Source organism: Pseudoalteromonas sp. Z1A2 (genome assembly GCF_011378755.1).
Lineage (GTDB): Bacteria > Pseudomonadota > Gammaproteobacteria > Enterobacterales > Alteromonadaceae > Pseudoalteromonas > Pseudoalteromonas distincta.
The window spans coordinates 62,390-85,124 of the sequence record NZ_WTKX01000006.1 but is presented as its reverse complement, the minus strand read 5'-3'; the positions used below and the strand labels follow the sequence as shown (position 1 = coordinate 85,124).

At 38.3% G+C, this 22,735-nt stretch carries 20 protein-coding genes; 6 read left to right on the top strand and 14 right to left on the bottom strand.

Annotation, left to right across the window (positions count from 1 at the left end):
• Positions 1 to 141: 141 nt before the first annotated feature.
• Both GQR47_RS06640 and GQR47_RS06635 read left to right on the top strand, forming a co-directional pair.
• Positions 142 to 1,140, top strand: coding sequence for a tRNA-dihydrouridine synthase (locus GQR47_RS06640; RefSeq protein WP_024596350.1), 999 nt, complete (start codon positions 142 to 144; stop codon positions 1,138 to 1,140).
• Between the two features lie 43 nt (positions 1,141 to 1,183).
• On the top strand, positions 1,184 to 1,510 hold the full coding sequence (locus GQR47_RS06635; protein WP_024603666.1) for a hypothetical protein: 327 nt from the start codon (positions 1,184 to 1,186) through the stop codon (positions 1,508 to 1,510).
• Between the two features lie 16 nt (positions 1,511 to 1,526).
• Here the strand turns inward: GQR47_RS06635 and GQR47_RS06630 are convergent, their stop codons facing one another.
• From GQR47_RS06630 to pyrC, 9 genes are all read right to left on the bottom strand, one after another.
• Positions 1,527 to 2,570 carry a hypothetical protein gene (locus GQR47_RS06630; protein WP_024596349.1) on the bottom strand — a complete coding sequence of 348 codons (1,044 nt, stop codon included), beginning with the start codon at positions 2,568 to 2,570 and terminating at the stop codon, positions 1,527 to 1,529.
• 61 nt (positions 2,571 to 2,631) lie between these two features.
• Positions 2,632 to 3,891 (bottom strand): tetratricopeptide repeat protein, encoded by a 1,260-nt coding sequence (locus tag GQR47_RS06625; protein ID WP_002961712.1) that lies wholly within the window; start codon positions 3,889 to 3,891, stop codon positions 2,632 to 2,634.
• A gap of 11 nt (positions 3,892 to 3,902) precedes the next feature.
• Positions 3,903 to 4,520 carry an energy transducer TonB gene (locus GQR47_RS06620; RefSeq protein ID WP_024603667.1) on the bottom strand — a complete coding sequence of 206 codons (618 nt, stop codon included), beginning with the start codon at positions 4,518 to 4,520 and terminating at the stop codon, positions 3,903 to 3,905.
• Positions 4,520 to 4,924: a biopolymer transporter ExbD gene (locus GQR47_RS06615; RefSeq protein ID WP_002961710.1), complete on the bottom strand. Its 405-nt coding sequence runs from the start codon at positions 4,922 to 4,924 to the stop codon at positions 4,520 to 4,522. Before GQR47_RS06615 ends, GQR47_RS06620 begins: the two co-directional genes overlap by 1 nt.
• Before the next feature lie 14 nt (positions 4,925 to 4,938).
• Positions 4,939 to 5,463 (bottom strand): MotA/TolQ/ExbB proton channel family protein, encoded by a 525-nt coding sequence (locus tag GQR47_RS06610; RefSeq protein ID WP_002961709.1) that lies wholly within the window; start codon positions 5,461 to 5,463, stop codon positions 4,939 to 4,941.
• Positions 5,463 to 6,827: a MotA/TolQ/ExbB proton channel family protein gene (locus GQR47_RS06605; protein ID WP_002961707.1), complete on the bottom strand. Its 1,365-nt coding sequence runs from the start codon at positions 6,825 to 6,827 to the stop codon at positions 5,463 to 5,465. The genes GQR47_RS06610 and GQR47_RS06605 overlap by 1 nt, the downstream gene beginning before the upstream one ends.
• Before the next feature lie 6 nt (positions 6,828 to 6,833).
• Complete coding sequence (locus tag GQR47_RS06600; protein ID WP_024590812.1) at positions 6,834 to 7,604, bottom strand: DUF3450 domain-containing protein; 771 nt, start codon at positions 7,602 to 7,604, stop codon at positions 6,834 to 6,836.
• Positions 7,605 to 8,675: 1,071 nt separating this feature from the next.
• Positions 8,676 to 8,879, bottom strand: a complete 204-nt coding sequence (locus GQR47_RS06595; RefSeq protein ID WP_002961702.1) for a cold-shock protein — start codon at positions 8,877 to 8,879, stop codon at positions 8,676 to 8,678.
• Positions 8,880 to 9,317: 438 nt separating this feature from the next.
• Positions 9,318 to 10,370: a dihydroorotase gene (gene pyrC / locus GQR47_RS06590; protein WP_024595527.1), complete on the bottom strand. Its 1,053-nt coding sequence runs from the start codon at positions 10,368 to 10,370 to the stop codon at positions 9,318 to 9,320.
• Positions 10,371 to 10,663: 293 nt separating this feature from the next.
• Between pyrC and GQR47_RS06585 the strand changes: the two genes are divergently transcribed.
• The 3 genes from GQR47_RS06585 to GQR47_RS06575 all read left to right on the top strand — a co-directional run bounded on the left by GQR47_RS06585 (position 10,664) and on the right by GQR47_RS06575 (position 15,150).
• Entirely contained in the window at positions 10,664 to 13,033 is a 2,370-nt protein-coding gene (locus GQR47_RS06585) for an EAL domain-containing protein (protein ID WP_024595526.1), read from the top strand.
• 410 nt (positions 13,034 to 13,443) lie between these two features.
• On the top strand, positions 13,444 to 14,331 hold the full coding sequence (locus GQR47_RS06580; RefSeq protein WP_002961689.1) for a LysR family transcriptional regulator: 888 nt from the start codon (positions 13,444 to 13,446) through the stop codon (positions 14,329 to 14,331).
• Between the two features lie 54 nt (positions 14,332 to 14,385).
• Positions 14,386 to 15,150: an ElyC/SanA/YdcF family protein gene (locus GQR47_RS06575; RefSeq protein ID WP_024595525.1), complete on the top strand. Its 765-nt coding sequence runs from the start codon at positions 14,386 to 14,388 to the stop codon at positions 15,148 to 15,150.
• A gap of 14 nt (positions 15,151 to 15,164) precedes the next feature.
• On the opposite strand, the gene GQR47_RS06570 is transcribed toward GQR47_RS06575, so the two are convergent.
• Positions 15,165 to 15,917, bottom strand: a complete 753-nt coding sequence (locus GQR47_RS06570; RefSeq protein ID WP_024595524.1) for a Nif3-like dinuclear metal center hexameric protein — start codon at positions 15,915 to 15,917, stop codon at positions 15,165 to 15,167.
• Positions 15,918 to 16,067: 150 nt separating this feature from the next.
• Between GQR47_RS06570 and GQR47_RS06565 the strand changes: the two genes are divergently transcribed.
• Entirely contained in the window at positions 16,068 to 16,409 is a 342-nt protein-coding gene (locus tag GQR47_RS06565) for a hypothetical protein (RefSeq protein WP_002961684.1), read from the top strand.
• A 139-nt stretch (positions 16,410 to 16,548) separates the two neighbouring features.
• On the opposite strand, the gene GQR47_RS06560 is transcribed toward GQR47_RS06565, so the two are convergent.
• From GQR47_RS06560 to GQR47_RS06545, 4 genes are all read right to left on the bottom strand, one after another.
• The gene (locus tag GQR47_RS06560; protein WP_024595523.1) at positions 16,549 to 19,728 is read right to left on the bottom strand and encodes an amidohydrolase family protein; all 3,180 of its coding nucleotides are present in this window, start codon (positions 19,726 to 19,728) and stop codon (positions 16,549 to 16,551) included.
• 105 nt (positions 19,729 to 19,833) lie between these two features.
• Positions 19,834 to 20,658 carry a M90 family metallopeptidase gene (locus GQR47_RS06555; protein WP_024595522.1) on the bottom strand — a complete coding sequence of 275 codons (825 nt, stop codon included), beginning with the start codon at positions 20,656 to 20,658 and terminating at the stop codon, positions 19,834 to 19,836.
• Between the two features lie 177 nt (positions 20,659 to 20,835).
• On the bottom strand, positions 20,836 to 21,474 hold the full coding sequence (locus GQR47_RS06550) for a CatA-like O-acetyltransferase (protein ID WP_024595521.1): 639 nt from the start codon (positions 21,472 to 21,474) through the stop codon (positions 20,836 to 20,838).
• Between the two features lie 136 nt (positions 21,475 to 21,610).
• The gene (locus tag GQR47_RS06545; RefSeq protein WP_024595520.1) at positions 21,611 to 22,651 is read right to left on the bottom strand and encodes a Glu/Leu/Phe/Val dehydrogenase; all 1,041 of its coding nucleotides are present in this window, start codon (positions 22,649 to 22,651) and stop codon (positions 21,611 to 21,613) included.
• Positions 22,652 to 22,735 lie beyond the last annotated feature (84 nt).

The window sequence follows — 22,735 nt, the reverse complement described above, 5'->3', positions numbered from 1 at the left end:
CAAAAATAAAAACTTTCATTTATTTTCATAATATTTACTTTTGCAATTTATACATCAAATATGGGCGGTAATTACAGATTTATCAATGTGTGATTTACAGGTAAACTATGCCCCCAGTTTTTTATCAAAATTAATCTCTTTATGAAACTTGTTTTAGCACCTATGGAAGGTGTCGTTGATTTTAAAATGCGCCAATTACTCACAGACATTGGTGGGTTCGATTTGTGCGTTACAGAGTTTGTAAGAGTGGTTGAAACATGCTTACCTGACAAAGTTTTTCATCGATTTTGCCCTGAACTACATAATAATGGATTTACACGAGCAGGTACTCCTGTGCGTGTTCAATTACTCGGTCAAGAAGCAAATCCGTTAGCCGAAAATGCAATAAGAGCAATCGCATTAGGGTCCCATGGGGTCGACCTAAATTTTGGTTGCCCAGCAAAAACAGTTAATCGTAGCCGAGGGGGGGCTGTACTGCTTAAAGACCCTGACCATATGTATACGATTATTAAAGCAGTCCGAGATGCTGTAGATGATAAACATGAAGTAAGTGCAAAAATTCGCTTAGGCTTTGATGATGACAGTAACAGCCAAGAAATTGTTGATGCTGTGGTAAGTGCAGGTGCAAATAGTGTAGCTATTCACGCCAGAACCAAACGAGATGGTTATAACCCGCCAGCTTATTGGGAAAAAATTCCACCAATAATAAAAGGTAAGAATATTGCAGTTGTTGCCAATGGTGAAATTTGGCAAGTAGAGGACGCAATGCTTTGTCAAAAACGAAGTGGGTGCACTGATTTAATGCTTGGTCGTGGCGCCCTTTCGCACCCTGATTTAGCAAAAAAAATTAAAGCTCATGTAAATAATGAGCAATATGATAGCCTTGAGTGGGAGCATATTATTTATCACTTAATTCACTCAGCTATTCATCAAGACCCCGCGAAGGATGAAAAATACTTTGCTTCACGTACTAAACAATGGCTTGGTTATCTAAAACGCCAGTACCCGCAAGCTATCGATTTGTTTGATGAAATCAGACGTTTAAAAAGTAAAGAAGATGTGGCGAGCGTATTAAATAAATATGCCAAAGCACCTCAACTTGATTCAAATCATAACGACCAACTTAAAGACTCTAGATAATATCAGAATAACGTAAAGCCCATTTAATAAGGTTGTACTGATAATGCATCATCAAAAAAGACTTAACGATGAAATAGCACAAGTTAAATTAAATATATTAACCATGCTTTCTAAATCAGCTTACCCTGCACATCACCATTTAATACAAATTTTAGCTGATACAGCAAATAATGAATGGTTAGACTGCGCAGCAGAGAAGTTAGGCCCTGAGTATGCACTTTTAATCAGTCGCATGACCAAACTAGAAGCCGCACTAAGTCAAATAGAAATTGGCCAGTATGGCTACTGCTGTGATTGTGAAGAAAAAATATCAGCTAAGTCACTTGAACTAGACCCCGCAACTCAACGGTGTACAAAGTGCGCACAATAAGCGCACTTTCAAATCATTATATAATGTGTTGTATAAAGCTAAATGATTGCCCTGGGTAGAGAATTATATCTTCAACCAAGTACTGGGCCTCTTCTGGACTCATTTGTAGGCGCTTTATAAGGTTTACCTTTGCTTGAGGCAAAGTCCACGCATGGTAGTGAATACCTATATCTGATTCCATCATCGCAAGCATCAATGTTTTATCTTTATGAGACATATCCATAGCGATCGCCATTGCAGGTAAGTCTTGATAGTTAGCCTGCCAATCTAAGCCTTCTATTAATTTTTCATCAGATAAATACTGAACTAAAAACGATTTTTGGTGAGAAGTTGGCAGCTTACTGTCGAATGCAACACGATCTAATACTTTTATTTTTTCGTTTAAAAGAGTAACCCATTCTAACGGTGAATGTACTTCGCCACTAAAGTAATTAAGTTTGCTCTGATACCACTGAGTGCCATTTGGCAGACCTCTTAGACCCACACTTCCTCTTGGCTTATAACTAGCTAAATAATCGCTAAAAGCTCTTATATGGCTTTTAAGCGCTGGTTGAACATGGTTACTTGCTATCGCACTTAATACATAGCTTTGTAACAATGTAAGTTCAACCTTGTTCAGCTTTAAATTGCTTTGTTGAGCACTGTCTAGGGTATCTTGGGTTAACTTGAGCCAAGTAATAACATTATCCGGTGTGTTTTTTGAGCCTTCAAAAGCGAGCATGTTTTCTAAAACATTTACTTGGGCTGGCCAATTAAAGTAGCGTTCAGGGAAACGCTCTGCAATTACCAAATAGTTTACTTGCGCAATTTGATTTAGATTAAGCTCCATACCCATTAGGCTCTGATAAATAGTATGGCGTTTTGTTAAGTAAGCATCAGAGAAAACCAATTGATCTTTTTCAATGTTATTGCCTTTAGTAGCACCTGTTTGTACAAGCGCCATGTTTAAAGCTTTTAAAGCGACTTGTGCGTCCTCAAACGACTCATAAGGTTGAGGCTGCTTTGAACATGCAGCTAAAAATAGGCACAGTAGTGATGATAAAAAGAGCTTTTTATACATAGTAGTTCCAATAAAAAAAGCCCCAGAGGGGCTTTTTATAAGTTGCTTAAGCTAATTAAAATTAAATTTTAACACCGTTGCGAGCGGCTTTATCTTTAATATATGTAGACCAACCTTTTGCAAACTTACGTGTGCGAGGGTCATCCATAGCTTTAGTAATTGCAGCATATGCTTGCTTATACTTACCTTGGTAGTAATACGCTTCAGCTAAATCTGAATAAATTGTGCCTTTTTTGTCAGAGCCAAGCTCTAATGCTTTGTTCAAGCGAACAATAGCAGCACTGAATTTTTCAGATTGTAAAAGTAATGAACCTGCTTTGCGGTAAAGCTCAGCGTCGTCATCAAATTTAGCAGCATCTTCGTAGTACTTAGCAGCTTTTTCTAAATCTTTAGAACGATGGTAATTACTCGCAATCGCGCTAACATTCTGCTTTGTACGTTCTACTTTTTCACTCTTAATGGCCTTTTCTAGCGTTACAGCTGCTTTATAAGGGATCTCATTTAGAGAGTAAAAGTTAGATAAGACTTTATACTCAACTTCATTTTCAAAGTAACCATTCTTGTATGCAACTTCCATAGTTGCTAAACCTTTAGAATAATCTTCAGTTTGTAGGTAATACTTACCTAAGCTAACCCAAGCTTTTTTATCATCAGGCCATACACGAACAATTTCTTCGCCAATTTTAACCATGTTTGCATAATCTTTAAGCTCAAAGTATGCGCCAAGTTTTAATTGGTAAGGGCCTTTGTTAGGCTCTTTTTGAAGTTTTATTGCCTTATCTGCTGGTTCAAAAACATCACGGTATTGCTCTAACTGATAGTTAGCTTGAGCAATACGTGTATAAACCGTAGGGTCCTCTTCACCGGTAAAGTCCATCCAAGCTACATATGCTTTTTTAGCTTCTTGGAACTTTTCTGTACCAGCGTATAAGTCACCTAACAACTTAAGAGTTTGTTCTTGATCAGCAAAGTTTAAAACATCAGGTGCAACGGCTTGCTTAGAGTACTTGATCGCTTCGTCATACTTTTCTTTTTGAGCGTACATGCTACCTAAGTAACGATTTACGGTCGCTTTATCAAAGTCATTCGAAGGCTCGATTTCTCTAAGCAAAACAATTGCTTCATCAACTTTTTCTTCGTTGTACAAATCAAATGCTTTAATTACTTTTTTACCAGTACGCTCGCCCATGATTTTAGTTTTTGCTTTTTTACGCTCTTCAATCTTTGCGTAATCCGGCGCTGCTAAAACAGATGCACTTAAAGTAGCACCCGACACAGACATAAGAATTGCAAGAGCAGTTACTTTAGAAAAATTTCTCATTACTCGCCTCCTTAGTTGCCTTGGTTAAGTTTAAAGTCTAATTGAACTTGTAAACCTGGTTGTTTCTGTGGTTTTCCGTCAATGATCTTAGGACGGTACTTCCACTTACGCAGTGCACGTTTAGCTTCACGGTCAAAGATACGTTTCGGTTCTGCGTCAATTACTTCAACGTCAGTTACTCCACCTAGCTCATCAATTGTGAATGAAAGTTGAACCCAACCTTCTTTACCATCACGTGCTGCTTGCGTTGGATATTTTGGTTCTATACGAACGATAGGTGTCGCATCACCATCTCGTCCAAATGCACCAGGACCACTTAGTCCACCTGCCGAACTACCAACATCAATGCTTCCCATATTAAATGACATAGCACCAGGATTTGGATTATTATTTTCCGGCTGTGGCGGCTGCGGTTTAGGCGGCTGCTTTGGCGGTGGCGGAGGAGGAGGCGGTACACGCTTCCTCTCCTGCACCTTAGATTCAGGCGGATTCGTCATTATTTCGACTATGATCTGCTCTTTTTGTTCCGTATTACGGTCAGCCCCACCAGAGATGAGGAATGCCATGAAGTAGAACAAGCCGAAAGTAACTGCCCCACCTGCAATCAGTGAAAACAGAAAACGAATCATTACTGATCTCCAGCTATTGAAATTCTCAGGTTATCACCCGTCGCTTTAATCTGGTCCATAACTTTAACCACTACGCCGTGTTTTGCTTCTTTATCAGCTTGCAAAATTACAACTTCAGTAGGTTGTTCTGCTAATAAACTTTCGATTTTTGCTGAAATACGTTCAACATCAACCTGCTGTTTATCAATCCAGATCTCGCCGTTACTACGAATAGCAATAAAAATGTTAGCATTTTTTTGCTTAGTAGCTTGAGCCGCTTTAGGTTTATTGACCTCGATACCAGCCTCTTTAACGAACGATGTAGTTACGATAAAGAAAATAAGCATGATAAATACGATGTCAAGCATTGGCGTCATATCAACCGCTGCTTCTTCTTCTTCACGAAAACGTTGTTTACGTGCCATATTTAATTCTCTCTCTAGTGATGAGGCATACTATCAATAAGTTTGGCTTTCACCATTTTAGCTTTTGTCTCAAGACGTGAGCTAAAAAATACTCCAGATAATGCCGCAACCATTCCAGCCATTGTTGGGATTGTTGCCATTGAAATACCTGATGCCATTAAACGTGCGTTACCCGTACCCTGGTTGGCCATGGTTTCAAAAACCGAGATCATACCAGTAACAGTACCAAGTAAGCCTATTAAAGGACAAACAGCTACTAATGTCTTAATCAACAACATACGCTGATCTAATTTTTCAGACGCTTCAGAAATCCATGCTTCACGGATTCTGTGTGCGTACCAAGACGTAGTGTCTTGGCGGGCATCCCACTTTGCTACAATTTCTTTCGCTGTGCGAGGAAATTCTGCAAGTAGGAACCAATAGCGCTCAATCATTAAAACCCACATAAGAAAGAGTGCTATCGCGACCACGTATAAAACCTGGCCGCCTGTGCCAACAAAATCCCTGATAGATTCCCATATCTCCATCAGGACTAGCATTAGGCTTTCTCCTTCTCCGCGTGAGTAGCAACGATACCCGCGCTTTGCTCATCAAGGATGTGTAATACCGACTTACTACGACCAGCTACAAGAGCATGAAGTAGAATTAGTGGTAATGCAGCAATTAGACCTAGCGCTGTAGTTACAAGTGCTAGAGAGATGTTACCTGCCATGATCTTCGGATCACCCGTACCGAACAATGTGATTGTTTGGAACGTTAAGATCATACCGATTACTGTACCTAGTAGACCTAGTAACGGTGCGATTGCAGCAAGAATCTTAATTATATTGATACCAGCTTCAATGCGTGGCGTTTCACGTAGAATCGCTTCATCAAGTTTAAGCTCAAGGTTTTCAACATCTTGGTTCTTGTTGTCATGGTACACTTTAAGAATACGACCCAGTGGGTTATTTGTATTCGGTGTAGCAACATTTTTAAGCTGGCTCTTAATCTTACTAGTAGTAAGTGTAAGGTCAACAAAGCGGATTAGAGTAATTAGCATACCTAGGCCAAGTAAAGCCGTGATGATATAACCAACTACGCCACCTTGATGGAAGTATTCCATAAGGGTCGCTTTTTGAGTGTTGATACGTAAGATAGCACCACGAGTCGGATCTATGTAAACACCAGCGTAGTTATCTGGTGATGTATTTTCTAGAGCCGTGATACCGTCTAAGATATAACCGTCTGGTTGCTTACCTAGAGGCTGGATAGACTTAGTCTCTGGTGAATAAATTAAGTAACCATCGTCTGTAACTAAGTTAAAGTTACCGATACGTGTTACTTTTTTCATTGACGGGTTACCGTCAAGACCAGCAACTTCAGTTTCAAAAGTTGAAACTTTAGCTGATTCTGTCATTTCAGTTTGAAGTGAAATCCAAAGTTCTTCAAGTTCGCGAACTGTAGGAAGTTCTTTAGCAGCTGCTAACGAACGTAAGATTTCAGCACGACCTGGTTTTTCAGCACTAACTAGTGACGCTTCGATAGAACCGATAGCATCTTGAGCTGCACGACGTACAACACCAAACATCTCACCTAAAGTACCTTGGGCACTTTGAAGAGCTGCTTCTTTTTCAGCTAGCGTATTTTCGTTTTGTGCATATTGCTTAGCTAAGCTTTCACCACGAGACTTCTCAGAAGCAAGTTGGCTTTTAGCTTTGTTAAGTAATGCTTGCTTGTCAGCACGTTCTGATAAGAACTCTTGCTCACGTTGCTTATTGATTTTACCTTCAGAGATACGCTCTTGCTTTACTTGCTCAAGAATTTTATCTAGAGCTCCAGTATTTGCATGTGCATTAAGCGCGGTACCTGCAGAAACAGTTAGTACTGCTGCAACAGCAAAACCTTTAAATAGTTTCTTCATTATTGATTACTCCGCGCCAAAGATAGGTAGTTTAACAAGTTCTAATGTCGCTTGCTTACGCGCCATACGAATAACTTCTTTAACAGGTTTTAGGTATTCTTCGCCTAATTCTTTCCACTGTTTAGTGTTGTTATCCCACACCCAAGCATGTTTCAAGTCAAAAGACTGAGCAACGTAAGTGATACGACCTAACTGACCGATATCAACGTTAATGCTTTTACCATCAACTTCTAGAGTACCTTGTGAAGCAGATACAAGAGAGCTGTATGCTGTTTCAATAGTGTAAGCTTCAAGTACTTGACGGAATTTTTCAGACGTCGTTACAGACGCAGAAACCATGATCTCACGTAGTCTTTCAACACGTCCTAAACGCGTTTCAAGATTAAATGGAACGTCCGCTTTGATGAATTGCTCAAGCGTATCGATCATGCGATACATCAAAGGCACAACGTTTTGTTTAGTGTTATCAATAGTCGCGATTTGACGATCAAACGATTCAATTGAAGCGTTTTGGCTATCAACCAAGCGCGACACGTGATCGTTATACACTTTCATAAGTTCAGTCTCATCAACAACGCTACGGTACTCAGCGATTAGCTCCTGAGTTTGACCATATACATTGTCAATTTTAGTTTGAGACTTAACCGCAGCCTTTTGAATTTGTTGACCTGCTTTTTGCACGTCATTCAAAGGATCTGCAATCACATTGCTGCTTGCAAATGCAAATGCGCCAACCAACGCAGTTGCTACAAGACTCTTTCTGATTTTAACAGACATAGTTCCCAACCAATTAAGTAATGTTACTTTTATAATTTAATTATCCTCCGAGGAGAACAACCCTGATATCTTTTAATAGATATCAACCTTCCAATAATGCTAAATGCAATTAGCGCTGTCAACTTGATGTTTACTAATCTCAGTAAATAAATAGCTAAGTTAATGCTTAAACGAAAGTACCAGCCCACAACGGTTAACATTATTGCAACGAAGCTTTTTCTTAATATTTCTATTAAAGCCTTTTAAGGGGTGTATTTATTCGCATTGCACTGACATAAAACAACATTATTGCAACATTTAGCTAAAGCTGAATTCGCACTGAAAAAAAACTAAAAAAAATATAAATTGATATAACAAAAGTTATTTTTTACACGATTTTATCGTGTTATATCGCCTCAGTTACACTTCATCTGAAAAAACAAACCATTTGTCGCACAAAAAAACAACACTGGATAATATTTAATATCGGATACTCACGCTTTATATACGTTACTTTTAAAACTATTTTAAAACGTGTTTTTCCATAAATAGTAATAATAAACTCAACAATGCATTTCTTTTAGCAGCATAAAAGCTTTTGATAATTAAACAGGTTGTATTTACCGCTTTAAAGTATTCTTTAATACTATTTTAACGTTAAGGTTAATTCAGTAATTAAGTTAATCATGAAGAGTTACCCTACTTTATTAGTAATACACTATAAATGAAGCTTTACGTTCACATAATAAAGTAATAGAAGCACCTAGAAGCCTTTATCAATGAGTAGCCTTCGTCACACAGAGTAAGCTTGAAACAGAATTTGCATGGATTGATATTGAGCATCGATTTTATTTAAGCTGGTATCAGGCCCATTGAATAAATTCTTATGAATGGTTTTTAAAAGTATTAGAGGATTGTTTTGTCCGTTAGATTATTAGTTGTTTAGCTTTGCAAAGATAGAATGTTTGAGTAGTTTTTTAGATTTAAAAAAAAGGAGAATTTGAGGTATTAAAATAAATAGATTTAAGAAAGGGGAATTATGGTGAAACAGAAACCTGCTTCACCAAGATGAACTAGAGTTCACATAATAAATTATGCTGCTTCTACGTTCTCAGCTTCAGGGCCTTTTTGACCTTGTTTGATGCTGAATGTCACTGCTTGACCTTCGCTAAGAGTGCGAAAACCAGAACCAGTGATTGCGCTGAAATGTACAAACACGTCAGGACCATTTTCTTGTTCAATGAAACCAAAGCCTTTAGCTTCGTTGAAAAACTTTACTTTACCAGTAACCGACATACTAAATTTTCCTGTAAGTCAATAATTAAAATTCAGCCATATTATTATGGCAATATCCTCCCTGAGTCAATGCTCAAAAATATGGAGGTACAGTACAGGAACAAGTAATAACCTAACCGGTAACCTTAAACGCAGCACAATATCCGTAAATTCAATACATAAAAACTCAAAGCAAGGTAAGATTAACACATTATATTTTTTTTCGCTCTATTAATTAGGAATTATTTCTTAAAAATATAAATTTGTTTTAAATCGCCTTTAACTGACTAATTTACAAGCAAAAAACTATAAGTATTATTGTAATATTTATTGCTGTAAGCGAGATCAAAAGCCACCTACAACCACCCTGTCGTCGAATTACGCTTCAATAATATCAAAAGCACAAACAAAAAAGCCGCATTAAAAATTAAGCGGCTTTAGATTTAAATATATTATTGGTTATTCGACAGACCAATCCATTGTATTTTCAGCCTTTATAGGCACAACTTCAGAGTCGCCCAATGTATAACTTGCAGGTACTTTCCACGGCTTTCTTTGTAATGTAATTGTATCTGTATTACGCGGCAATTCGTAAAAATCAGGGCCAAAGTGGCTTGCAAACCCTTCAAGCATGTCCAAAGCTCCTGCATCCTCAAATGCTTCAGCATATAATTCAATAGCGGCATGAGCCGTGTATGCACCAGCACACCCACAGGCTGCTTCTTTTTTATCTTTATAATGTGGTGCAGAGTCAGTTCCTAAGAAGAATTTTTTATTTCCACTTATTGCTGCAGCCATTAATGCTTGCTGGTGAATGTTACGCTTGAGAATTGGCAAACAGTAATAATGTGGGCGAATTCCACCCGCTAACATATGATTGCGGTTATAAAGCAAGTGATGCGCTGTAATTGTTGCCGCTACATTGCTAGGTGCATTAACTACAAACTCTACTGCATCTTTAGTCGTAATATGCTCGAGTACAATTTTAAGCTCAGGAAAGTCATTTACTACATCTCCTAAAATTGTATCCAGAAATACTTTTTCACGGTCAAAAATATCAATCGACGAATCTGTCACTTCCCCATGCACTAACAGCAACATGCCTACTTCTTGCATTGCTTTTAAAACTGGATAAATATTTTTTACTGATGTAACACCCGAGTCAGAATTAGTGGTAGCGCCAGCAGGGTAAAGCTTAGCTGCTACTATTTTACCTGTCGCTTTAGCTTTTATTATTTCATCTGGTGTAGTTTTATCCGTGAGATACAAAACCATTAATGGCTCAAAGTTGCCTTGTGGATTTGCAGACATAATGCGTTCTCTGTACGACAATGCCGTATCTGTGCACGTTGCTGGCGGAACAAGGTTTGGCATAACAATAGCGCGGCCCATGTATCTGCTAATATCCCGTACAGTGTCTTTTAACTGGTCACCATCACGTAAATGTACATGCCAGTCATCAGGGCGAGTGATAGTAAGGGTTGTTACAGAGTTTGTATTATTACTTGTCATTACTTTGTTCCACGGCTGAATTTATCCGATCATAGGCATATGATGTTTTCGAGTAAAGATTTTATTAAAAATAAAGTTTTTATATGGATAAAATTACTGAGGTACTATTTAAAAGCACAATGAGCAAATTCAATGCTATTAGCTTATTGTAATGATTTATGATTAATTAAAACTCGCTATATTAAAACTTTACAGAGTATTGAAACCACTCATCGCTTTAATTTGTACAAAAACCCAAGATTAGGTTAACTTAACTGTGAATTTAAAAATAACAAGAATAATATAAATTGCCTATGTCTTATAAAACTGATGCGACTAGAGCGCTTGAGATAAAAACTGATCAACTAAGTATCATTAATCAATTTTCATCTAGTCTATTGCAACTCGATACATTAGAAGAATTGTTTGAGTATGTTACAACACACGTTGTAAATCGCTTAGGGTTTGTTGATTGTGTCATATATCTAGCTGACAATAATGCAAATACATTAAACCAAGTTGCATCAATGGGTATTGCACACGCGCGGGACAAATATCAAGCGGAACGTAAAATAATACGTTTTAGTGAAGGTATAACGGGCGCTGTTGCAACGACCGGAAAAGCGGTAATTATTAACGATGTAACGAAAGACAGCCGTTATATCGCTGATGAACGCCCTGCTCAATCAGAACTATGTGTTCCCCTTATATATAAAGAACAAGTTTTAGGTGTTATTGATTGTGAGCACCCAATCAAAGGTTATTTTACCAATGCACACCTTGAAATTCTTACAACAGTTGCTCACTTACTCAGTGCCAAGATTAACCAGGTTAATACAGTAAACAACTTACAAAAAACAGTTGAGCAACTCAACAATGCACAAAAATTAGAAAACAGCTTATTACAAATAGCTAACCTAACTTACAAAGCGAGTGACCTAGATACATTTTTTAAAGCCTTGCATTCAATCATAAATAACTTACTTCGAGCCGATAACTTTTTTATCGCTCTATACGACAAAAAAATAGATATACTTGACCTCGTTTACATAGTCGAAGAAGGCATAAACACTAAAACTCATCAAAAAATATCTAAAGAACAACTTAAAGATACCGCTTCATATTACCTTCTAAAAACAGAGCAAACCCTATTACTTAACAAAGATGCCTTTCAAAGTCACATTAATAACGGTGATTTTAAAATGGTAGGTCGGCAATCTGAGTCTTGGTTAGGTGTTCCATTTCAAACAAGTGATCGTATAAGCGGGGTTATTGTTGTACAAAGTTACGATAAAACACTGCATTACAACGAACACGATAGTGCTCTTCTAACGTATGTAAGTCGCCAAATAAGTATGGCAATTGATAGGCAATTAGCCCGCCAAGAACTTGAGCACAAAGCATTACATGACGAGCTTACAGGCCTTGCTAACCGCTCACTACTTATTGAACGTATAAAACATGCTATTTTACGTTTAACGCGTGCTAAAAAGAGTACTAGCCATGCCCTGTTGTATCTAGACTTTGACCGTTTTAAAAGTATTAATGATTCGCTCGGGCATGAAGTTGGGGACCACTTCCTTATAAAAATATGCGACTTGATTAAAGGTACAGTACGAAGCACGGATACATTTGCACGTTTAGGCGGCGATGAATTTGCAATTTTTATGGAAAACATCACGCATAAAAACCAAGTTAATGAAGCTTTAAACCGCATTAAAAACGCATTATCAAAACCTTTAAATATAGATAACCACTTACTCCAAGCATCAACGAGTATTGGGGTTGCCTATACAGATAACGTAAACGACAAAGCTTATATATTACTGCAACAAGCCGATGCCGCTATGTATGAAGCTAAGTCAACCGGACGTGGTCAGGTAAAGTTTTTTAATAACACGATGCGTAAAAAACTTAAAACCCATGCCGATATAGAAAACGACTTACAACACGGTATTGAACACAACGAGTTTGAACTTTATTTTCAACCAATTTTCACAATTACTACCAGTGAAGTTATCGGCTTTGAAGCACTTGTTCGTTGGCATCACCCTACAAAAGGGTTTGTACCCCCTAATGACTTTATACCGATAGCTGAAACTACAGGGCAAATTATAAATCTTGATTTACATTTACTTGATTTGGCGGCCCAGCATATTTCAAATTGGCACCAACAAGGCCATCGCTTTTTAAAAGTCACCGTTAATGTATCGTCACGACACTTTGCAAGCCTCGATTTTGTAGCGCAAATACATTCCATTTATAATAGGTACCAATTACCTCTTGGTTCTTTATGCTTAGAAATTACCGAATCTGGCTTAATAGAAAATCTAGAACTCGCCACTCAAATAATTGAAGGTCTTTCACCTTTAAAAGTAAAATTATGTCTTGATGATTTTGGAACAGGTTATTCAGCACTAGGCTACTTGCACCAACTGCCTATTCATATTTTAAAAATAGATAAAAGCTTTATTGACCATCTACAGGATTCTACTAACCCACTTGTTGAAGCCATTTTATCACTTGCGCAATCATTAAAACTTGAAGTTGTAGCTGAAGGAATAGAAACAGTTGAGCAATTAACTATTTTGCAATCCACCGCGTGCGACTATGGTCAAGGCTTTTTAAAATCAAAACCTGTTACTGCCAAAGAAGCCATATTACTAATTAATAAACCCTTATAAAAAGAGCCAGCGAGTAGGTCGCTGGCTTAGGTATTACGCATATACTCTCCCATTGAGCTAAACTTGAGCTATAAGGCAAAACGACTCTATTTTTTAAAGCACAATCTAAAGTAAGCATTCAACAAACCTCACCTCATACCGTTATCAGCATGGTTAAAACTCACGCTGAGCTAAAACGCACAGCAATCGTTATATTTAAAATACAACATGAAGCAAACTCATCTAAAACTCATCAAACCAGTTTTCAAATGACTTTTATCATTACTAACTCTAATATTTTCACGATTCATAGCGATAAACTGCAATAAAACGCATAATTTTAGCCATCTAGACGTTGAAACGTTTTTTATATAGGCGTAGTATGTAATTAATCTGAGCTGAACTCACTTTTCCCATGAGAATTTTTAAAGATGATTGGTATTAAACATTTAAAAACCATAGCAACCCTAAAAGAAACAGGATCTTTGGTTAATACAGCACGAGAGTTATTTTTGACACAGTCTGCTTTATCTCATCAAATCAAAGATTTAGAGAATAAATTGGATTGCCAATTATTTGAGCGTAAAACTCAACCAGTCCGCTTTACCCCTCAGGGAATGCTATTACTTGAATTAGCTCACGAAATATTGCCAAAAATGGAAGCGACTAAATGTCGTTTAAAAGAAAGCTTAAACCAGCCTATTTCTCAACTACGTTTGAGCGTGGAATGCCATGCATGTTTTCATTGGTTATTACCTACTATTAAAGAATTTAATAACTTTTGGCCTGATATAAAAATTGATTATGAACGTGGCTTTAGTTACGACGCTATTCCTGACTTACTAAGCGATGAGCTCGATTTAGTTTTAACGTCTGATATACGCGAACCCGACACATTAGAATACGCGCACTTATTTGATTTTAAATTGAAGCTTATTGTGGCGCCGGATCATGAACTTGCTAAAAAAGCGTATGTAACAGCGCTTGATTTAAAAAACGAAACTATTATTTCATACCCTATCCCGCGTGAACGCCAAGATATATTTAAGCATTTCATTCAAAATGCTCGTTTTGACGGTACACTAAAAACGGTTGACCAAGGACTACTTATTTTTCAACTAGTAAGTGCTGGCATGGGCGTTGCTGCTTTGCCCGATTGGCTAGTTACACCTTATGAAAGCCAAGGCTTAATTAAATCAATTCCTTTAGGCGCTCTTGGTCTTACTCGCCCTATGTATTTAGCGATGAAAAAAGACATGAAAGATAACCCTGTTTATCGTCACTTTTTAAATACCTGTAAGCTAAATAACGGTCGATAATCATCAATATAATAAGTAATATCGCTGTAATTAACTCTACAGCGTTTAACTCTTATGTTTGTTATTAAAAAAATGATTGGTGGTTTACTTATGCCACTGCCTCTATTTGGTTTATTTGCGTGTCTGATGCTCCTACTGGCATTTAAAGGCCGCAAATCAGCTCTCTTTTTGTCTACTTTAAGTTTAATTGTATTACTTGCATTGAGCACACCCTTTATCGCCAATTTAATTATCCAAAATAATGAACCTGCGTCGCTTGCATTTAATACTCTAAAGCATCCAAAAATAGACAAAATAGTTGTACTAGGTTGCGATATAAACCCAAATCCTGCAATCAGTGCTAATAATCAATTAGGTAATTGTGCGCTAACGCGCTTGGTAGAAGGTGTAAAACTGGCAAAGCACTACCCTAACGCAGAGCTTATAGTTTCAGGCGGGGGTTATAAAAATACCACTAATAGCGGGCTTATGTATCAAACGGCAATTAGTTTAGGCGTTAATAAGAGCCGTATTTTCCAAAATCCAAAAGCAATGGACACAGGTGAAGAAGCTAAATTACTGGCATCAAAATTAGTCGACTTTAAAGTTGCACTAGTAACATCTGTACTGCACATGCCCCGTGCCAAAGACTTATTTAATGCTCAAGGTATTGAAGTCATAACCGCAGCCACTGATTATCATAATTTTGCTGCACTTCCATGGAGCAAGCAGTTTATTCCCAATGCTCATGCCTTACTTGTGGTTACGCAATACAGTCACGAAGTAGTAGGAAATATATGGATAAGTTTGCGCCGCTGGATAGATCCAGAGGCGCTGTAACTTATATAGCCTAATTAAACTGGGTTATCTATGTCTATAAATGTCACATCAAAACCATGCTCTTGAGCAAGTAACTCACCTAGTGCTTTTACACCATAGCGCTCTGTTGCATGATGCCCGGCTGCAAAAAAATCAATGTTTTGTTCACGAGAACTATGAATTGTCTGCTCCGATGCTTCACCCGTTAAATAAGCATCAATGCCTTGCTCTGCTGCTAAGTCAATATATCCTTGCCCACCACCAGTACACAGTGCAATGGTTTCTATTTTAGCTGAACGTACTAAGCTTGTGAGCGGGGTTCGATTAAGCACTTTTGCAATTTTATCTGCAAAATCTTCACCACTTAATGGTGTTTTTAAACGTCCTTTCATTGCTACGCTATTTGAAGTTGGCTCTAGCCCTGTTTCAATTTCAATATCTAATAACTTTGCAAGTTGTGCGTTATTGCCAACTGTTGGATGAATATCGAGTGGTAAGTGATAGCCGAATAAATTAATATCGTTTGCTAGTAGTGCGCCTATACGACGCTTTTTCATACCCGTTATTGGTTGAGATTCCCCTTTCCAAAAAAAACCATGATGAACCAAAATAGCATCTGCTTGTTGCTCAATGGCAGCTTCTATTAAAGCTTGACTTGCGGTTACACCCGTCACAATTTTTTTAATTTCGTTTTTACCTTCGACCTGTAAGCCATTTGGGCAAAAATCTTTTATTAAATGAGGTTTCAAAATGTCATTTAGGAGTTGGTTAAATTCTCTACGTTGCATACAACTTACCTTACTTAGCACTGAATTTTGTGCAAATTTTGGCGTTTATAGGCCTAAAATGGAAGGAAAATCGCAAAAAATTGAAAAACTGTTTTAAAATAGGTATAAATACCTCTTCTTTATCTGTGTTCACAACGTATAGGGTCTCTGATGAGCAAACTAGACAAAACAGAAGTGTTATCTGCCTTTGAAGCAGCGTACGAAACTGCCAATGGTAAAAAACCTGAAATCACAACCAAACCTGGTTGGTACAGCATTGATGGCGGTAAAAATTTACGCCTAGCTGACGTAGCAGAGCTTACTAAAAAATTAAACTCTGGTAAAACAACTAAAACGAAAAAACCAAAAGCAGCTGCTCCTGTTAAAGCACAGAAAAAAGCGCCATTCACTGTTGTTACCGAAAATGAAGAAGGTTACACAGCGGAAGAACTTTGGATTGTAATTTTAGCTCGTAAAGATCATGACTGTCGCTTACCGCGCGGTGTTGTTTAATCAACATTTATGATTTTTAAAAGAAACCGCGTTAAGCGGTTTTTTTATATCCATTATTTGCCAAAAATATAAAGCTTTATAAGTTGTGTAAGGCTAAAAAAAGCGGCTATGTAGCCGCTTTAACAAAGTTTAAAATAAATTACAGTTCTTCAAAATAAAGTGGTTCGCGTTCTTTTTTACCCACTTCATTCATTGTCTCTGCATTGAATAGTCGACCATTGATCATGGTGTAATCTACTTTATCCGAATCTCGAATATTTTTAAGCGGATCGCCATCTATAACCATTAAATCAGCCAGTTTGCCCACTTCAAGCGAGCCTACGTTTTTATCAAGCCCTAAATACTTAGCCGGATCGAGTGTCGATGCACGTATTGCCTCAAGCGGTGTCATTCCGCCTTGTGCAAACATCCACATCTCCCAGTGTGCACCTAAGCCTTCACGCTGACCGTGAGCACCTAAGTTAACTAATACACCTAGGTCTTGCAGCTCAGCAGCAACGCGTGCGTTATTAAAGTGATTATAGTGATGATCGGGCGCTTTAATGCGGCGCATAGAGCGTGGTAATAATTGATTTTTTGGCACAAATTTACTTAAACGCGGGTGATTCCACACATCAGTTTTATCGTACCAGTAGTTCTCACCCCAAATGCCACCATAAGCCACTACAAGTGTTGGTGTGTAACCAACATTACTTTGCGACCATAACTGCTTTATATCGTCGTATATGTTCTCTACAGGGATTGAATGCTCAATACCTGTGTGTCCATCTACAATCATACTTAAGTTATGCTGTAATAATGAGCCACCTTCAGGGACAACCATCATTTCAAGTTCACGGCCTGCTTCAATAACTTGTTGGCGCTGCTCACGACGTGGTTGGTTATACGACTTAACACTAAACGCCCCTACTTTTTTAAGGCGCTCTAAATGAAATTTAGCATCGTCTAACGAGTCAATATGCGACGTATAACCTGGCATATTTGCGCCATATAAAATAGTACCGGTTGAGAAAATACGCGGGCCAACAATCATGCCTGCCTTTTGCATTTCGCTTGCGGTAAATATTTCAGAGGTATCGTTTGATGGATCGTGAATTGTAGTTACACCCAGCGCTAAACCTGCAAAGTTTTTCCAGTTTTGCTCAGGTATAATTTCACCGCTTGCTTGCGAGCCATGTGCATGAGCATCAACAATACCAGGCATAATTGTTTTGCCTGTTACATCAATAACCTCAGCACCTTTAGGGATGCTTATCTCGCTGGCTGTACCAATTGCTTTAATATGCTTGCCATCAGTGATAATTACACCATTTTCAATAACCTTTTCGCCGTCCATCGTTATAATTTTTGCACCAGTGAGCGCAATCATGCCTTTAGGCTCTGCCATTTTTTTACTGAAACCGATATTATCGCCACTTTTCACTTTAAAGTCGGCATCTTCGGCTTTGTTAATAGCAAACATCCCCTCAAGGCTTGCATGATAAAGCTCAGGCCCTAATGTCCAATAAAGTTTGTTGCTCTTAGCACTCCAGCTAATGTTTTCACCAGCACGTACCGATAACTGCTCTATTGGGAATTGACTGTCTTTAGGCCCAATATTAATTGTTTTACCACTTTGAACAAACGGCGTTACAAATACTTTAAATCGCTCAGCAAAAGCGAGGTATTGCCCATCTGGTGATACTCTAAATTCTGTCGCATGTTCTGACTCGTACAGTTTACGAACTTTTTTACTTTCAAGCTCTACTACGCTAAGCGTTGGTTTTGGCCAAGAACTCATTATAAAAACGCGATCGTTTGCATCTCCAAATTGTGGTTGATAACCACTTTTTGAAATAAGCTCACTTTTACCGCCTTTTGCGCTTACGCTATAAACCCCCGGATTAAGTGACCATTTAGGGTTTAAAATACTGCCGCCAGTAGCTTTTCGATAAACAACCGTTTTACCATCTGGGCTAAAAGTTGGCTCTACATACTTGCCTGGCTGCGTTGTAATGGTATCGCCACGGCCACTGCGCGCAGACACAACCCTCACAGACCCTTGTTTGTTATCATCCCATGTGGTGAAAACTATTTTTTTACCATCGCGAGAGTACTGTGGAAATAATTCGTAATGATCTGTTTGCTTTGTTAAACGCTTAATTTTACCCGACTCTAAATCACGTTTATAAATATGCCCAAGCGCTTCAAATATTGCCGTTTCGCCATCTGGGCTTACTTGCACATTACGCAGCATTTTTACATCAAACTCATCAGTATCTAAGTTTTGTGTAAAGCGCACCGCTTTTTGAATTTTTTTACTTGTTTGCACTTTAAAAGGAATGGTTTTTACAGATTTGTCTGCAACATCGAGCTTGTGAATTGTACCACCAGCCCAAAATACCAGTTCTTCATTATCGGGTGTCCATGCAATGGTTGGGTATACACCATGAATAGCCCAGGTTTCTTGCATATCTCGCTCAAGCTTATCGTAAAGCTTAGTGTGCTCACCGCTGGTTAAGTCATATAAATAAAGACTAGTTTGAAAATCATCACGCTTTATATACGCCAGTTTTTTTCCATCAGGTGACGGTGTAGGCCTAATAGCACCGCCCATCGTATCGATTATGGTTTCAATTTCACCCGTTTCACGGTCGTAGCGCTTAATTTTATAAATGCCCGCTACAGAATCTTTTGAATAATGAAAGGTTTTACCGGGTGTAGCATCATGCGAAAAGTATACATAACGACCATCCGGTGAAAACATTGGCTCACCTAAATCTTTTTGATCGTTCTCGCGTTTTGTAAGCTGTACGCCCTTGCCACCCGCTTTGTGATACAACCACACTTCACCGGCACCTAATGAACGGCTAGCTGTAAAGTGTTTACGTGCAACTAAATAGTCACCATCAGGACTCCATGCAGGGCTATTTAGTAATCTAAAGGTTTCATCGGTAACAGCGTGTTGATTTTCGCCATTTAAGTCCATAACCCAAATATTATCGCCACCACCTTGATCGGAGGTAAACGCAATACTTTTACCGTTAGGACTAAAACGAGGTTGCATTTGCCATGCAATATCAGAGGTGAGCTTTGTAGCTGTACCACCACTCATTGGCATAGTGTAAATATCGCCAAGTAAGTCAAACACCACGGTTTTACCATCAGGGCTAATATCTATATTCATCCATGTGCCTTGCTCAACGCTAATTGCAGCGTCAACAAATTGCCCCTTAGGTGAATCTACTTGCCATTTTTGTTCGTCTTTTTCGGCGGCATTTACCTGCCCTATCGCTAATGACACCGACAATGCTAATACTGTATGAAGCATTTTTTTCATGCGTTTCTCGCTTGTTATTGTTGCAGTAAAAACTATTTCACATGATTGCAACAAAAACAAACCTAACTTGCCAGCGTTATATGATAAAGCGCGGTTTATGTAGGTTTAATGCCAAACAATAGGGTCAAATTGGTAGTAATTAACTAGCATGCTATAAATTTCAGGATCGTATCGGCGAAGCTCTGCGGGTTTTTCGAGGAAGGTTTCGGTGAGTACAGCAAAAAACTCAGCTTCGTTAGTCGCACCATAGCTGTGAATAACATGCGGCATGCTATAAGCAACGTGACTTTTTAACTGGGTGAAAGCACGGCTAAATACTCGGCCCCACTCTTTGTAATCTGCTGAGCTTTTTAAAATGGGTGTGCCCGTTGTTTTACCTGTTTCTTGATCGAGTTGATGCGCAAACTCATGAAAAACTAAATTATGTCCATCACTTGGCAAGCGGTTACCCTCAAGCACATCATGCCAACTGAGTACAAGCGTGCCGCCAGGCCATGACTCGCCTAGTCTTACCGTATTGTGGTAACTCACAAGTCCTGCACTATCGCGAGTTGATTGTGGGGCGTAATAAGCACTGGGGTATAATAAAATTTCTTTTACATTTCTATATAACGGCCACGGCTTATTAAGCACTAATACACACGCATCGGCGGCAACAATTAACTTCATTGCAGACGTTAGCTTTAAGCCATCACAACCGACAAAGCGTTTTTCGTTTAAAAACCACGTAATATGTCGCTCTAACTTCTCTCTGTCGGCATCGGTCATTTTTTTATAGATGGGCATGCAACGCAGTAAAATATCTTTTTGCTGCGAATTTAAAGCAAAGTCTTTATATTTACTGCGCCATAATCGGTTTTGAATTGATGGCCAACGCCAGAAAATCACCACAAAAAGAATTAAAACAACAATTAACAGTCCATTTATCATGGGGATTTCCTGAGCTAAGGTATGGTATATAAATATGTCCAGCACACGTGCTTTTCAAGCATATAAGGTTATGTATTTGAATAAAAAGTAATTCACATCGCATTGCTTATAGATTACTTATAGATTACTTATAAATTGTTTACTGCTTTGCACTGCCGTTAAATGACGTGTTTAAAGTTAATTTTTGCAAAAAGAGTCAAATGTACCCTGCAATGTGTTTATAAATTTCGCTACGTGCAAACCATCCATTAATGAGTGGTGTACATCGATAGCTAAAGGTATTGTACCTGTGTGTTTATCAAACTGACCAAATACAAATTTAGGAATGCCTAAACTCTCCCCTTCACTAAATGCATGCGAAAACGCACTAAAATTCAGCCACGGCAAAACAGATATATGAATTAGGTCGGCCTGCCCTTCTGTTTGAGCAAATGCATCAGAAAATAACGGCTGTAATTTCGCTTTTTTGCTTACGTCACTTGCATGATTTGCAAACTCTTTAAAATCGCTTGCGCTATTAAAATAACTAAAAACAAACGTATCGTTTTCAGACAACTCAACCACACTTGCGCGAACACTATTAAGTAGCCATGGCTTACTATCTATTATACGTAGCATTATTGAATCGTACTCATGGCACGCTTTTAAGGTGCAATATACATATGCTTGAAAAAAAGAAAATTGATTGGTTTTGCAATAGTCGTAAAGTGCTTGAGCATCTAAACGCACACACACATTAAAATAAGGCTGAGAAAAGTGTTTAAATAATTCAAAGTGTTGCTTTCTAGGCCAATTATCTAAATCGATAGGCTGCATGAGAGAAGTTGAGGGAGTCATAATTTGCCGCACAAAATTAAAAATAAAGTGTACCGCTGTTCAGTAACAATTGCATTAACTTACAGATAAACAAAAGGTGTGCAATTGCACACCCTTATATAAATTAGAACTTAGATCACAGACCGTTTTTAATGATCTCTTGCGCTAATTCGTCAGCAATTAAATGCGTTGATTTTTGCTCTTTTTCGCTACGGGCAAAGATTTCAGTTAACGTATTAAAAATACCTTCAACATGTTTATTAGACGCTGCTGCACTGTAACCATCTGGCGCTGTTTCGTAATAAACATTAATAATACCACCGGCGTTAATTACGTAATCTGGTGCATATAAAATGCCTTTTTCACGAATAACTTCACCGTGGCGAGATTCTGCCAGCTGATTATTAGCACAGCCTGCAATAATAGTCGCTTTTAAACGCGGTATCGTTAAATCGTTAACGGTTGCACCTAATGCACAAGGTGCATAAACATCAACATCTAAGTCGTAAATGTTATCAATGCCAACCGCAGTTGCACCAAAATCACTTACTACACGGTCAATGGCAGCTTGGTTAATATCAGTTACAAACAACTCAGCGCCCGCATCATGTAAATGTTTACATAAACCATAAGCAACAGCACCTAAACCTTGAACAGCCACTTTCACACCTGCAAAATTTTGATGACCGCGTTGATGCTGTAGCGCTGCTTTAATTCCTAAAAACGTACCGTATGCTGTAAATGGCGATGGGTTACCGCTTTTACCTTCAAGACCCAGTACGTAATTAGTTTCTTTATTCATGATAGCTACATCAGCACATGTGATGTTTACATCTTCTGCTGAGTAATAGCTGCCATTTAATCGCTCTAACTGGCGGCCAAATGCACGGAATAATTGCTCAGATTTAATTTCTTTCGCGTTACCTATAATTACAGATTTACCACCACCAAAGGGTAAGCGCGCAACTGCATTTTTATAAGTCATGCCCTTTGATAAACGTAGCACGTCATAAACAGCATCTTCGTCGTTCGCATAATCCCACATTCTACATCCGCCAACTGCAGGACCTAGGTTGGTATTATGTACAGCAATAATTGCTTTTAAACCCGACTCTTCATCAGAACAAAAAACCACTTGTTCATGGTTATCAAATTCAACTCGATTAAACACAGCCACTTAAAATACTCCGAAATAGTTAACCCGTGAGAGGGTATGCGCGCTGGAAATTGCCGAGACTTTATCACTTCATATACGTGTTCG